This window comes from Streptomyces sp. NPDC047974 (assembly GCF_040653375.1).
Classification (GTDB): domain Bacteria; phylum Actinomycetota; class Actinomycetes; order Streptomycetales; family Streptomycetaceae; genus Streptomyces.
Map to the genome: position 1 here is coordinate 220,078 of NZ_JBEZNU010000002.1, position 13,029 is coordinate 233,106.

The window sequence follows — 13,029 nt, forward strand, 5'->3', positions numbered from 1 at the left end:
GGTGGGCTCAGGCGGTGTGGGCCGCTCGGGGGTGGGCTCAGGGGGTGTGGGCGAGGGGGTCGGCGAGGATGTCGTGGAGGACGAGGGCCGCGGCGCCGCGCGCCGCGTCGGTGGCCGGGGAGGCGGCCCGCAGGCGGCCCGCGTCGGCGGGCCAGAGGCCGGAGACGACCCGCTCGGCGAGTTCGGCGGTGACGGCGGGGGCCAGCCAGGGCATCAGGCGCGGGTAGATGCCGCCGAGGACGACGGCCTCGGGGTCGAGGAGGTTGACCGCGCCCGAGAGGGCCCGGCCGAGCATCCGGCCGGCCTCGGCGAGGGCCGCGAGCGCGCGCGGGTCTCCGCGCTCGGCGCGGGCGGCGAGCTCGTCGACGTCAGGGGCGCCCGCGGCGCGCAGCAGCGCGGCCTGACCGGCGTACTGCTCCAGGCAGCCGCGCGAGCCGCAGCGGCAGCGGGGGCCCTCGGCGTCCACGACGAGGTGACCGATCTCGCCGGCGAAGCCGTGGGCTCCGCGCAGGAGTTCGCCGTGCACGACGACCGCGCCGCCGACGCCCGTCTCGCCGGTGAGGTGGAGGAAGGTGCGGGGCGCGCCGGCGGTGCCGAAGCGGAGCTCGGCGAGCGCCGCCATGTTGGCCTCGTTGTCGGAGGCGACGGCGAGCCGGCCGGCGGCGGGCCGCAGCGCGGCGAGCGCCTCGCCGAAGAGCCGCTCGGCGGGGGTGTCGTGCCAGCCGAGGTTGGGGGCCTGGCGGACGGTGCCGTCGGAGACCAGGCCGGGCAGGGCGAGCGCGGCGCCCGCCGGGGCGAGGCCGAGGGCGTCGGCCTCGGCGAGCGCCTCGGCGGCGACGCCGGCGGCGCGGGCGAGGACGGCGGGCGCGTCGGCGCGGTTGTCGAGCCGCACGGTGCGGCGGATCCGGTCGGTGCCGGTGAGGTCCACGAGGCAGACGGAGACGTACGCGACGTTGATCTCGACGCCGAGCCCCGCCGGCCCGGTCCCGGCCGGCTTGAGGACGGTGCCGGGCCGGCCCGCCTGGCCGCTGAAGGTCTTCCCCGACTCGACCAGGAACCCGAGGTCGAGCAGCTGCTCCACGAGCGAGGAGACGGCGGGCCGGGTGAGCCCGACGCGGGCGGCGACGGCGGCCCGCGTGGTCTCGCCGGCGTCGTGGACGGTCCTGAGGACGAGGCTCAGGTTGTGCCGGCGCACGCCCGACTTGTCGGCCTTGGGTTCCGTGGGCTGGTTCATGGTGAGCGAGAGCCTAGTCGCCCCTTTCACTCGAACAGAAATGCCCCGGACGGCGATCCGGCGCACACCGCTCCCCCCAAAACAGTTCGGTGACCGAACTGTTTTGGGGCTACGCTGCCGCCCATGAGCCTTCCCCGCCACTACCGCGGCCAGAGCTGCTCCCTCGCCCGCGCGATGGAGATCGTCGGCGAGCGCTGGACGCTGCTGATCCTGCGGGACGCCTTCTACGGGGTGCGCAGGTTCGGCGAGTTCGCCGCACACCTCGCCGTACCCCGGTCGGTGCTCACCGAGCGGCTCGCCGGGCTGACCGAGGCCGGCGTCCTCGACCGCCGCCGGGAGCCGGGCGGCGGCCGGCGCGAGGTGTACGTCCTCACGGAGAAGGGCCTCGGGCTCTGGCCGGCCGTCCGTGCCCTCACCGACTGGGGCGAGGCCCACTACCCGGCACACGGCGACGGGCCCCGCCGGGTCTTCCTGCACCACGCCGACGGGGCGCCGACCGGCCCCGACGGCCGCTGCTCCGGCTGCGGGGCCACCGTCCCGCCCGGGGACCTCCTGGTCGCCCCCGGCCCCGGGCTCGCCCCGCCCGGCGACGACGCCGACCCGGTCACCGCGGCCCTGGCCCGCCCGCACCGCCTGCTCACCCCGCTGCTCACTCCGTCGCTCCCCACCCCCCTGCTCCCCACCCCGCTGCTCCCCACGAGAGGAACCCCATGAAGATCCTGGTCGTCGGCGCCGGTGCCACCGGTGGTTACTTCGGCACGATGCTGGCCCGCTCCGGGCAGGACGTCACCTTCCTGGTCAGGCCCGGCCGCGCGGCGGCGCTCCGGGCGGGCGGGCTGCGGGTGGCGGGACGGGACGAGGAGTGGGTCCTGGACTCGCCCCGGCTCGTCACGGCCGGCGAGACGCCGGCGGGAGGTCCGTACGACCTCGTCCTGCTCGGCGTGAAGTCGACCGCCCTCGACGCGGCCCTGACGGACCTGGCCCCCTTCGTCTCCCCGGGCACGGCGGTGCTGCCGCTGCTCAACGGCATGGCCCACCTCGACGCGCTGGACGCCCGCTTCGGCGCCGGCGCGGTCCTCGGCGGCGTCGCGAAGGTGGTCACGACGCTCGACGACTCGGGGACCATCCGGCGGCTCGCGCCGCTGGCGCACCTCGCCCTCGGCGAGCGCGACGGCGCGGTCTCGCCGCGCGTCAAGGAGATCCGTACGGTCCTGGAGGACGCCGGCATCGACGCGCCCGTACCCGCGTCGATCGTCACCGCGATGTGGCACAAGTGGGTCTTCATCACCACGATCGGCGCGGTGACGAGCCTGGTGCGCGGCACCGTCGGCGAGGTGTACGACGCGCCCGGCGGCCCCGAACTCGGCCCCGCGGTCCTCGCCGAGGGCGCGGCGGTGGCCGCGGCGGCCGGGCACCCGCTGCCGGAGGGGGAGCGCGCGGCGACCCTCGCCGTCGTGTCGGCCCCCGGCTCCCCGATGGTGCCGTCCCTCTACCGGGACCTGGTGGCGGACCGGCCGACGGAGGTCGAGCACCTCTTCGGCGACCTGACCGCGCGGGCCCGCGACCTCGCCGTGCCGACCCCGCTGCTCGACCTGACCACCCTCCACCTGCGGGTGCACCAGCGGCGGATCGACGCCGCCGGACGCGGTCAGTAGGCTCGACGGCGCCGGGACGGGAGCAAGGGAGCGACAGAGTGTTCGTCAAGGTGTGCGGGCTCGCCACGACCGCCGACATCGACGTGGCCGCCGAGGCGGGCGCGGACGCGATCGGCCTCGTCATCAGCGGGACCAGCGTCCGGGGCCTGGACCGGGACCGGGTGCCGGCGCTCGTCGCGCGGGTCCCGGACGGGGTGCTGTCGGTCCTCGTCGTCAACGACACCCCGGCCGCCGAGGCCGCCCGGATCGCCGCCGACCTGGGCTTCGACGCGCTCCAGCTGCACGGCCGCGCCTACGGCCCGGCGGAGTTCGAGGCCGCCGCGGCCGTCCACCCGCGCCTGTGGCGGGCGACCGCGCTCGCCGACGGTCCCGACACGCGCGTCGGCGCGCTGGGCGAGGAGGTCCTGCTGCTCGACTCGCCCAAGGCGGGCTCGGGTTCGCGCTGGGACCTCTCGCTCCTGGACACCGCCCGCCCCGAGGGCCACTGGCTCCTGGCGGGCGGCCTCGCCCCCGGGAACGTCGCCGAGGCGATCGCCGCCGCCCGCCCCTGGGGCGTGGACGTCTCCAGCGGCGTCGAGTCCGCGCCCGGCGTGAAGGACCACGCCCTGGTCCGCGCCTTCGTGGCCGCCGCGAAATCCGCCCCGCCCGCTCAACCTTTCGACGTCTCCGCACGTCAGTAGGGGTGAAACACGTCGTACTACCGAGTACGACCAAGAAGCGCCGAAGTGCAAGGGGGCCGTGATGGTGGAGGAACTGGCGGAGGCAGTGGTGCGTGCGGCCGGTGTGGCGGCGCGTGGTGTGGCCGCGATGCTGTCGGTCCCGGAGACCTACTCGGCGGCGACGGAGTTCGCCATGGCGAAGGCGGAACAGCGCCCCGACGACACCGACGAGAAGGACGCCGAGAAGGGCGACGCGAAGGACTCGGGGGACTCGGGGGACTCGGCGGGTGGCAAGGATGCCTAGCTGATCGATCTCAGGGGGTCAGTGGCCGTAGGCGGCCGGTGAGCGTAGGACGGGCCGGCCGGTGCGGTCGCAGGACCGGCCCGCTGCCGTCCGTGCGAGGACGCCTCGCATGCCGCGGGCGGCCACGCCCCCGGTGTGCGGCCTCGGTGCTGTTCGAGGTCAAGCCGGCCTTCAGCAGGCCGTCGGTCTCCACGGAGAGCGAGCGCGGTGGCGAGGGAGTCCGACTCCCGCGGTGGTGAGGGAGTCCGACTCCCTCTTCACCCACGGACGTCGGACTCCCTCCTTCCAACCCCGCGGGGGATTCCCCGGAGCGGACGAGCGCGTGGAGATCGACGGCTCCTGCCGGTTCAGGCGCCCACGGTCCCGTCGACGCCTTCCCGCAGGAAGTCCGCGTGCCCGTTGTGGCGGCCGTACTCCAGCAGTACGTGCATCATCACCATCCGCAGCGACACCTCCTCGCCCCATCGAGGCTGATGCCCGGCCTGGTCCAGAGACTCGGCCTCCCGCTCGATACGGCGCGAGTTCTCCACCTCGGCATCCCAGGCCGCGAACGCCTCGTCCCTGGTCGACGCGCTCGCGTCGTACGCCGCCTGAAAGTCGATCTTGTCGGACCAGACCATGGGCGCGTCGTTGTCCTCGAACACTCGACGGAACCATGCACGCTCCACCTCCGCCATGTGCCGCACCAGACCGAGCAGCGACAGCGTGGACGGCGGCATCGACTTCTGCCGCAGTTCCTCGTCGGTCAGCCCGTCGCACTTCAGGGCGAGGGTTGCGCGGTGGTAGTCGAGGAACGCCCGCAGCATGTCGCGTTCGCTGCCGAAACCGGGCGGTCCGATGCGATGGTCGCTGGTCATCAGCCGTGCTCCTCATCCGTGCCTGTGGTGAGGGCAAAGTATCCAATCCCGTCGGCCGTCCCCTGCGAGGCCGTCGACCGGACCTGACGGTTCCCACCGAGCCCGCCAAGCACGGGAGTTCAAGAGGCTCATTGGATCCCACGTCGCAACTACCCCTGGGAATCGCTCACCTGGGCCGCCGCCGCGCCCTTGGGGGCGGCGAAGACGCGGGCCAGGTGCGCGGCCAGGCGGGCCGGGTCCGGGTCGGCGAGCCGGGCGCCGAGGTGGCCGTCGGGGCGGACCACGAAGGCGATGCTCCCGTCCCCTCCCCCGGTCGCGTAGCGGACGGCGAACTCCCCCGCCGCGTCCCGGTACACCGGGATCGGCCCCGCGTCGCGGACGGTCTCCGGCGCGCCCGGCGGGACGAGCGCGCAGACGTCCACGCGGCCGCCGGTGGCGCGCCACGCCGTCGCCGCCAGTTCGTCGCGGCCGGCGACGCCCCCGGAGCCGTACCCGGTCCCGTACAGGAGAAGGACCGTCGGCCGGTCGCGGAGGACGTCGAAGAGCCGTACGGGGTAGGCGGCGATGGGACCGAGGAGACCGCCGCAGTCGGGGGCGCGGTCCCCCGGCCCTGGGCCCGGGCCGTCGTCCGACGGGTCGACGGACGGGCTGCCCCGGTATCCGACGAGCAGCTGGGCCTCACGGAGCATCAAGGTCCGGGATTCGTCCGGGTCGTCCGGGTCGTCCGCGGCGGCCTGTACGCCGCCGGCGGTGGCGTGCCGCACGGTGCGGCCGACGACCTCCTCCCCGACCGGGCGGCGCTCGGCGTCGTAACCGGCGAGCAGGCCGGGTGCGGCACGGCCCTTGACGGCGAGCGCGAGCCGCCAGGCGAGGTCGTACGCGTCCTGGACGCCGGTGTTCATGCCCTGGGCGCCGGTCGGCGGATGGATGTGGGCGGCGTCCCCGGCGACGAACACCCGGCCCTCGCCGTACCGGTCCACGATCCGGTGGCTGATCCGGAACACCGAGGCCCAGCGGAGCGCGGACGCGGTGGTGCGCTGCGGCGAGAGCCGGTCGAGCACGCCCTGGATGTCGGCGAGACCCGGCGCCGTGCCGCCGCCGTCGAGCCCGTGCGCGATCCCGTCGGCCGCGGACCCCCGCGGGGCGGACGCTCCGGGCGCGGCGCCGGGGACGGCGCCGGGGACGCGCATCGACATGCGGTAGCGGCGCCGGCCGGGCAGCGGGATGCAGACGAGGACGTCGGCGACGGCCCCGGCGTCGTCGAGCAGCATCGAGCGCAGGCCGTACCCCTCGGGCAGGTCCCAGTCGACCTCCACGTCGCCCAGCATGTACGCCTCCGGGAACGCCCCGCCCTCGAACGAGAGCCCGAGCCCCTTGCGGACCGTGCTGTGCGCGCCGTCGCACCCGACCAGATACCCGACCCGCAGCTCCTCCCCGACCCCCGCCGCGTCGGTGAGCCGGGCGGTGACTCCGTCCTGATCCTGCTCGAACGCGTCGAGGACCGTGCCGCGTTCGATCCGGGTGCCGTGCCGGCCCAGCGCCTCCTCCAGCAGCCGCTCCGTCTCGTACTGCGGCAGCGCGGCGAAGCCGTACGGCACCTCCGGCGGCAGCACCAGATCGAAACGCCCGCGCTCGACGCCGTCGACGTACACGTACTGCCCCCGCATCGGCACCGCCGCCTCCAGCACGGCCCGCACGATCCCCATCCGGTCCCAGACCTCCAGCGTCCTCGGCTGGACACCGACGGCCTTCGCATACGGCTGCCGCTCCGGCAACCGGTCGACGATCCGGCACGCCACCCCCTGCCGCCGCAACTCCAGCGCAGCCGTCAGCCCCACCGGCCCCGCCCCGACGACCAACACCTCGGCCCCGCCCGAACGCGCCGCCGACGGCCTGCTGTCTGTCACGGCGCCTCCAGGGCGTGCGGCCCCCGAACGGGTCGTTGTCTTCCGTCCCATGGTCACGCCGGGGCGGGGAGCGGCGCCAGTTGAGCCTGGATCCAACATCCCGGATCCGGGACGTCGGATCCGAAATGTTGGATCCAGGAGGTTGGATCCGAGATGTTGGATCCAGGAGGTTGGATCCAGGATCCGGGAGGTTGGATCCGGGATCCGGGAGGCTGGATCCAGAGGCCAGGAGGTTGGATCCGGGATCCAGTCAGGCCAGCAATCCCGTCCTCGCTGCCGCCAGCACCCCCTCGATCCGGTCCCACGTCTCGGTGTCCCGGGGGATCGCATCCAGCGTGTCCCCGGTTCCGGTGCCCCAGGCCCTGGCGATGGCCACGGGGTCCTCGCCGGTGGTCGTGGCGACGGCGAGGGCGGCGGCGCCCAGGGCGACGAGTTCGGTGGCGGTGGGGAGGACGAGGGGGCGGCCCGAGAGGCGGCGGATGGTGTCGGTCCAGGTGCGGCCTCGGGCGCCGCCGCCGATGAGGCGGAGGGGGCGGGCGCGGACGGAGGGGTCGGTGGGGTCGAGACCGCAGGCGGTGAGGAGGCCGTCGAGGGCGCGCAGGACGGTGAAGGCGGCGCCTTCGTAGGCGGCGCCGAGGACGGCGCGGGGGTCGGTGGCGTGGCGCAGGCCGGTGAGGAGGCCGGAGGCGGCGGGGAGGTCGGGGGTGCGTTCGCCGTCGAGGTACGGGAGGACGACGGTCTCGCCGCCGGGGAGGGCGTCCTCGCGGTCGAGGCCGAGGAGGGTGGCGAAGCGGTCGACGGCGAGGGTGCAGTTGAGGGTGCAGCCGAGGGGGAGGTACGTGCCGTCGGTGGCGGCGAAGCCCGCGAGGGCGGGGTCGGCGGGGCGGGCGCGGGTCGCGGCGAAGACGGTGCCGGAGGTGCCGAGGCTGACGACGGGGTGGTCGAGGAGGCCGGCGGCGCCGAGGCCGAGGCCGACGGCGGCGGCCATGTTGTCGCCGGTGCCGGCCGCGACCGCGACGGTGCGGGGCAGGCCCAGGGCCTCGGCGGCGGCCGCCGTGAGGGTTCCCGCGCGGGTGGCGCCGGTGGGGGCCACCCTCGGCAGCTGCGCGGGGGTGAGGCCCAGGAGGTCGAGGACCTCGGGGGCGTAGGCGGCGTCGGCGGGGGCGTACCAGCAGGTGCCCGAGGCGTCGCCGGGGTCCGTCACGGCCTCGCCGGAGAGGCGTTCGGTGAGCAGGTCGTGCGGGAGGCGAACGGCGGTGGCGGCCTCGGCGTGGTGGGGTTCGTGTTCACGCAGCCACTGCCACTTGGCGGCGGTCATGGAGGCGACCGGGACGGATCCGGTGCGGTCCAGCCAGGGCTTCGGGCCGCCGAGGGCGTCGGTGAGGGCGGCCGCCTGGGGGGCGGAGCGGGTGTCGTTCCAGAGGAGGGCGGGGCGCAGCGGGCGGTGGTCGGCGCCCAGGGCGACGAGGCCGTGCTGCTGTCCCGCCACGGCGATGGCGGTGACCTGCGCGGGGGCGGCGCCCGCTTCGCGTACGGCCGTGCGGACGGCGGTGACCAGGGCGGTCCACCACTCCTCGGGGTCGCTCTCGCGGGCGCCGTTCGTGCCGGTGACGGTGTGCGGGGCGCGGCCCAGGCCGAGCACCTCGCCGGTGGCGGTGTCGACGGCGACGGCCTTGGTGGACTGCGTGGAGCTGTCCACACCGATCACGATCGAGCCGGTCGCGATCGAGCCGTTCGCGGCCGGGCCCTTCTCGGCCGGGCCCCTCGGGGTCGAGCGGTTCACGGGCGGCATGCCCTCACCTCTTCTCTCTCTGTCTTCTCGTCTCCGTGGCCCTGCGGTCTGGCGTTCCCAGCCGCCCGTGGCGTATTAGTTATCTCAGAAAACAAATCCGGCCGCCAGCATCCGTGAGCAGCCCGCCAGAGAAGGATCCGCCCATGCCCGAGCGTTTCTCCCCCACCCCCGAGGACCGTTTCACCTTCGGCCTGTGGACCGTCGGCTGGCAGGGCCGCGATCCCTTCGGCGACGCCACCCGGCCCGCGCTCGACCCGGTCGAGTCGGTCGAGCGGCTGGCCGGGCTCGGGGCGTACGGCGTCACCTTCCACGACGACGACCTGATCCCGTTCGGCGCGCCGGAGGCGGAGCGCGAGGCCGTCGTGAAGCGGTTCCGGGACGCCCTCGACCGCACCGGCCTCAAGGTCCCCATGGCGACCACCAACCTCTTCACCCACCCGGTCTTCAAGGACGGCGCCTTCACCTCCAACGACCGGGACGTCCGGCGTTACGCGCTCCGCAAGACGATCCGGAACATCGACCTGGCCGTGGAGCTCGGCGCCACCACCTACGTCGCCTGGGGCGGGCGCGAGGGCGCCGAGTCGGGCGCGGCGAAGGACGTGCGGGTGGCCCTGGACCGGATGAAGGAGGCCTTCGACCTGCTCGGCCAGTACGTCACCGAGCAGGGGTACGCGCTCCGCTTCGCCATCGAGCCGAAGCCGAACGAGCCGCGCGGCGACATCCTGCTGCCCACGATCGGCCACGCCCTCGCCTTCATCGAGCGCCTTGAGCGGCCCGAACTCGTGGGCGTGAACCCGGAGACGGGGCACGAGCAGATGGCCGGGCTCAACTTCCCGCACGGGATCGCGCAGGCGCTGTGGGCGGGCAAGCTCTTCCACATCGACCTCAACGGCCAGTCCGGCATCAAGTACGACCAGGACTTCCGCTTCGGCGCGGGTGACCTGCGGCAGGCGTTCTGGCTGGTCGACCTGCTGGAATCCGCCGGTTACACCGGGCCGCGCCACTTCGACTTCAAGCCGGTGCGCACCGACGGCTTCGACGGCGTGTGGGAATCGGCGAAGAACTGCATGCGCAACTACCTGATCCTGAAGGAGCGGGCCGCCGGGTTCCGCGCCGACGCCGAGGTGCGGGAGGCTCTCGCCGCCTCCCGGCTGCCGGAGCTCGCCGTGCCGACCGCGCCCGAGGGCCTCGCGGAGCTGCTGGCCGACCCGACCGCCTACGAGACCTTCGACGTCGACGCGGCCGCCGCGCGCTCGATGGCCTTCGAGCGGCTCGACCAGCTCGCCCTGGAGCACCTGCTCGGCGTACGGCGCTGAGCCCGTCGCCCCCCGGGGGGCGACGTCAGTCGGGCGGCCTCAGCGGGTCGTGAGGGTGGAGCGGCGGACGACCAGCTCCGGCTGGAGCACCACCTGCTGGTGCCGGTGGTCGGCCGCCTCCTCGCCGGTCTCCTCCAGGAGCAGTTCGGCGGCCCGGGCCCCCAGGGTGAGGGCCGGCTGGCGCACGGAGGTGAGCGGCACGGTCGCTGCCGCCGCGAACTCGATGTCGTCGTAGCCGACGATCGCCATGTCCTCCGGGACCCGCACGCCGGCCGCGTACAACGCCTGGAGGACGCCGAGCGCGAGCAGGTCGTTGGCGCAGAAGACGGCGGTCGGGCGGTCGGCGAGGCCGAGGAGCCGGGAACCGGCGTCGCGGCCCGAGGCCACGTCGAGCCGCTCCGCCGGGAGCTCCCGGAGCGCGGTCGCGGGCAGGCCGGCCTCGGCCAGGGCGAGCAGCGCGCCCTCGCGGCGGTCCCGCACCTGCTGGAGGTGGGCCGGGCCGCTGACGTACGCGAAGGTGCGGTGACCGGTGGCGACGAGGTGGCGGATGGCGAGCGAGCCGCCGACGACGTCGTCGACGGAGACCGAGCAGCCGCCGCCGTCCCCGCCGACCCGGTCGACGAGGACGTACGGGATGCCGTGGCGGCGGAAGTCGCGGAGGTTGCCGCCGCCCGCGTCGGCGGGGGTGACGAGGACGCCGCGGACCCGCTGCTCGGCGAAGAGGGAGAGGTAGTCGGCCTCGTCGGCCGGGTTCTGGTCGCTGTTGCAGACCATGACGCCGAGACCGGCGGCGCGGGCGGTGCGTTCCGCGCCGCGCGCGATGTCGACGAAGAAGGGGTTGCCCATGTCGAGGACGAGCAGCGCCATGATCCGGCTGCGGCCCGCCCGGAGCTGGCGGGCGGACTCGCTGCGGACGTAACCGAGCCGGTCGATCACCCGGCGGACGTGTTCCAGGGTGGACGGGGAGACCCGGTCCGGCTGGTTGATCACATTGGACACCGTCCCGACGGAGACCCCGGCCTCCCGCGCCACGTCCTTGATCCCGACGGTCCGGCCGGCGGCCGGGGGCGTGGTGGGGGTGTGCGGGGCGGGGTTCCGGCCGGAGGCCGATCGCCTGGCGGGCTCGGGGCCTGCGGGCATCTGCCCGGCGGGGTTCCGGCCGGTGGCCGCTCGCCCTGCGGGCGCCTGACCTGCGGGCGACTGACCTGCGGGCGACTGACCTGCGGAAGCGTCCTCACCCTGCCCCTGACCGGCGGAAGGCCGACCGACGGCTGCCGGCCCGACAGGCGCGTGACCGGCGACCGCTTCCCCGAGCGGCGGCTGCCCGGCGGGCGGCCGCCCGGTGGCTGCCCGGTCCGCGGGAGCAGCGGCCGGCCCGCCGGCCGCTGCTCGGGCGGTCGTCGTCCGGCTGCCGGCCGGTCGGCCGTCGCCGGTCCTCCCGGCGTCGTGCGCGGGGCCCGTCACCCGTTCCACCTGCGTGCCACCTGGTCGTCCGTCCTGCCCGTTCCGCCCCGTCCGTGCGGGGTCGCCGCCACCTGTCGCATCCTATGCGGCCCGCGCTCACGCGAGGTGGAAGACCTCGGTCAGGGGACGCATCGCCTCGTCCGGGCGCCGCCCGTCGAGTTCCTCGAAGAAGCCGCCCATCTCGGCCTGCCAGCGGGCGTTCACCTCGCTGGCCTCCATCGCGGCCTTCGCCCGCTCGAAGTCCTCGGTCTCCAGGTAGCCGACGAGGAGGCCGTCCTCGCGGAGGAAGAGCGAGTAGTTGTGCCAGCCGGAGGCGGTGAGCGCCTCGCGCATCTCCTGCCAGACCTCGGCATGGCGCGCCCGGTACTCCTCCGTCCGTCCGGCGCGGACCTTCAGCAGGAAGCAGACCCTCTGCACGACGGCTCCTCGATTCTCCGGCTCTTGAGCTCTCCGGCTCTTCGACTCTTCGGCTCTTGGGCTCTTGGGCTCTTGGGCTCTTCGGCCCTTCGGCCCTTCGGCCCTTCGCCTTGAAATGTTTCAGAATCTCCGCTCCCGGACGCTAGATCCCCGCCGCCTCCCCGGTCAAGAACCTTGACGGCACCTTGGGTGCAGGCTAGCTTCCGTGGCGAATGAATCGATTCATTGAACTCGACCGAACACACCGAGGTGGACATGCCCGACATCGCCGCCGTGAAGGCCGCCCTCGCCGCCCAGCGGATCGAGACCCCGTCCTGGGGTTACGGGAACTCCGGCACCCGCTTCAAGGTGTTCGCGCAGCCCGGCGTCCCCCGGGACCCGTACGAGAAGCTCGACGACGCCGCCGAGGTGCACGCCCGCACCGGCGTCGCCCCGAAGGTCTCCCTGCACATCCCCTGGGACCGGGTCGACGACTACGCCGCTCTCGGCGCGTACGCGAAGGAGCGCGGCCTGGAGCTGGGTGCCGTCAACTCCAACACCTTCCAGGAGGACGACTACCGCCTCGGCAGCGTCTGCCACCCGGACCCGAAGGTGCGCCGCAAAGCCGTCGGCCACCTCCTGGAGTGCGTCGACATCATGGACGCCACCGGGTCGACGGACCTGAAGCTGTGGTTCGCCGACGGCACCAACTACCCCGGCCAGGACGACATCACCGCCCGCCAGGACCGCCTCGCCGAGTGCCTCGCCGAGGTGTACGCGCGGCTCGGCGACGAGCAACGGCTGCTCCTGGAGTACAAGTTCTTCGAGCCGGCCTTCTACACCACCGACGTCCCGGACTGGGGCACCGCCTACGCCCACTGCCTCACGCTCGGCCCGAAGGCGCAGGTCGTCGTGGACACCGGGCACCACGCGCCGGGTACCAACATCGAGTTCATCGTCGCGTTCCTCCTGCGGGAGGGGAAGCTCGGCGGCTTCGACTTCAACTCCCGCTTCTACGCCGACGACGACCTGATGGTCGGCTCCGCCGACCCCTTCCAGCTCTTCCGGATCATGCACGAGGTCGTCGGGAACGGCGGCCTGGACCCGTCGACGAACGTCGCCTTCATGCTCGACCAGTGCCACAACATCGAGGCGAAGGTCCCGGCCGTCATCCGCTCCGTGATGAACGTCCAGGAGGCCACCGCCAAGGCCCTCCTCGTCGACGCCGACGCGCTCGCCGCCGCCCGGGCCGCCGGTGACGTGCTCGCCGCCAACGCCGTCCTGATGGACGCCTACAACACCGACGTACGCCCACTGCTGCGCGAACTCCGCGAGGAGCAGGGCCTCGACCCCGACCCGGTGGCCGCCACCCTCCGCTCCGGACGCCTGGAGCGCGTCGCCGCCGAGCGCGTCGGCGGCGCCCAGGCCGGCTGGGGCGCCTGACC

At 74.4% G+C, this 13,029-nt stretch carries 12 protein-coding genes; 6 read left to right on the plus strand and 6 right to left on the minus strand.

From position 1 onward, the window contains the following. Positions 1 to 37: 37 nt before the first annotated feature. Positions 38 to 1,234 (minus strand): ROK family transcriptional regulator, encoded by a 1,197-nt coding sequence (locus tag AB0E19_RS04185; protein WP_362172922.1) that lies wholly within the window; start codon positions 1,232 to 1,234, stop codon positions 38 to 40. A gap of 123 nt (positions 1,235 to 1,357) precedes the next feature. On the opposite strand from AB0E19_RS04185, the gene AB0E19_RS04190 reads away from it, so the two are divergent. From AB0E19_RS04190 to AB0E19_RS04205, 4 genes are all read left to right on the plus strand, one after another. Then, positions 1,358 to 1,948, plus strand: a complete 591-nt coding sequence (locus tag AB0E19_RS04190; RefSeq protein ID WP_362172925.1) for a helix-turn-helix domain-containing protein — start codon at positions 1,358 to 1,360, stop codon at positions 1,946 to 1,948. Next, complete coding sequence (locus tag AB0E19_RS04195) at positions 1,945 to 2,889, plus strand: ketopantoate reductase family protein (RefSeq protein WP_362172928.1); 945 nt, start codon at positions 1,945 to 1,947, stop codon at positions 2,887 to 2,889. The genes AB0E19_RS04190 and AB0E19_RS04195 overlap by 4 nt, the downstream gene beginning before the upstream one ends. A gap of 38 nt (positions 2,890 to 2,927) precedes the next feature. Continuing rightward, complete coding sequence (locus AB0E19_RS04200; RefSeq protein ID WP_362172931.1) at positions 2,928 to 3,569, plus strand: phosphoribosylanthranilate isomerase; 642 nt, start codon at positions 2,928 to 2,930, stop codon at positions 3,567 to 3,569. Positions 3,570 to 3,630: 61 nt separating this feature from the next. Beyond that, positions 3,631 to 3,852 carry a hypothetical protein gene (locus tag AB0E19_RS04205; protein ID WP_362172934.1) on the plus strand — a complete coding sequence of 74 codons (222 nt, stop codon included), beginning with the start codon at positions 3,631 to 3,633 and terminating at the stop codon, positions 3,850 to 3,852. Between the two features lie 347 nt (positions 3,853 to 4,199). Here AB0E19_RS04205 and AB0E19_RS04210 read toward each other — a convergent pair whose 3' ends face one another. From AB0E19_RS04210 to xylB, 3 genes are all read right to left on the minus strand, one after another. Then, complete coding sequence (locus tag AB0E19_RS04210) at positions 4,200 to 4,709, minus strand: DinB family protein (RefSeq protein WP_362172937.1); 510 nt, start codon at positions 4,707 to 4,709, stop codon at positions 4,200 to 4,202. A gap of 149 nt (positions 4,710 to 4,858) precedes the next feature. Next, the gene (locus AB0E19_RS04215; protein ID WP_362172940.1) at positions 4,859 to 6,616 is read right to left on the minus strand and encodes an FAD-dependent monooxygenase; all 1,758 of its coding nucleotides are present in this window, start codon (positions 6,614 to 6,616) and stop codon (positions 4,859 to 4,861) included. A gap of 250 nt (positions 6,617 to 6,866) precedes the next feature. Continuing rightward, entirely contained in the window at positions 6,867 to 8,342 is a 1,476-nt protein-coding gene (xylB, locus tag AB0E19_RS04220) for a xylulokinase (protein ID WP_362173778.1), read from the minus strand. A 209-nt stretch (positions 8,343 to 8,551) separates the two neighbouring features. Between xylB and xylA the strand changes: the two genes are divergently transcribed. Continuing rightward, positions 8,552 to 9,724: a xylose isomerase gene (xylA, locus tag AB0E19_RS04225; protein WP_362172943.1), complete on the plus strand. Its 1,173-nt coding sequence runs from the start codon at positions 8,552 to 8,554 to the stop codon at positions 9,722 to 9,724. 39 nt (positions 9,725 to 9,763) lie between these two features. Here xylA and AB0E19_RS04230 read toward each other — a convergent pair whose 3' ends face one another. Both AB0E19_RS04230 and AB0E19_RS04235 read right to left on the minus strand, forming a co-directional pair. Then, complete coding sequence (locus AB0E19_RS04230) at positions 9,764 to 10,864, minus strand: LacI family DNA-binding transcriptional regulator (protein ID WP_362172946.1); 1,101 nt, start codon at positions 10,862 to 10,864, stop codon at positions 9,764 to 9,766. Between the two features lie 420 nt (positions 10,865 to 11,284). Continuing rightward, positions 11,285 to 11,605 carry an L-rhamnose mutarotase gene (locus tag AB0E19_RS04235; RefSeq protein ID WP_362172949.1) on the minus strand — a complete coding sequence of 107 codons (321 nt, stop codon included), beginning with the start codon at positions 11,603 to 11,605 and terminating at the stop codon, positions 11,285 to 11,287. A 255-nt stretch (positions 11,606 to 11,860) separates the two neighbouring features. On the opposite strand from AB0E19_RS04235, the gene rhaI reads away from it, so the two are divergent. Further along, positions 11,861 to 13,027, plus strand: a complete 1,167-nt coding sequence (rhaI, locus tag AB0E19_RS04240; protein WP_362173781.1) for an L-rhamnose isomerase — start codon at positions 11,861 to 11,863, stop codon at positions 13,025 to 13,027. Positions 13,028 to 13,029: the final 2 nt, after the last annotated feature.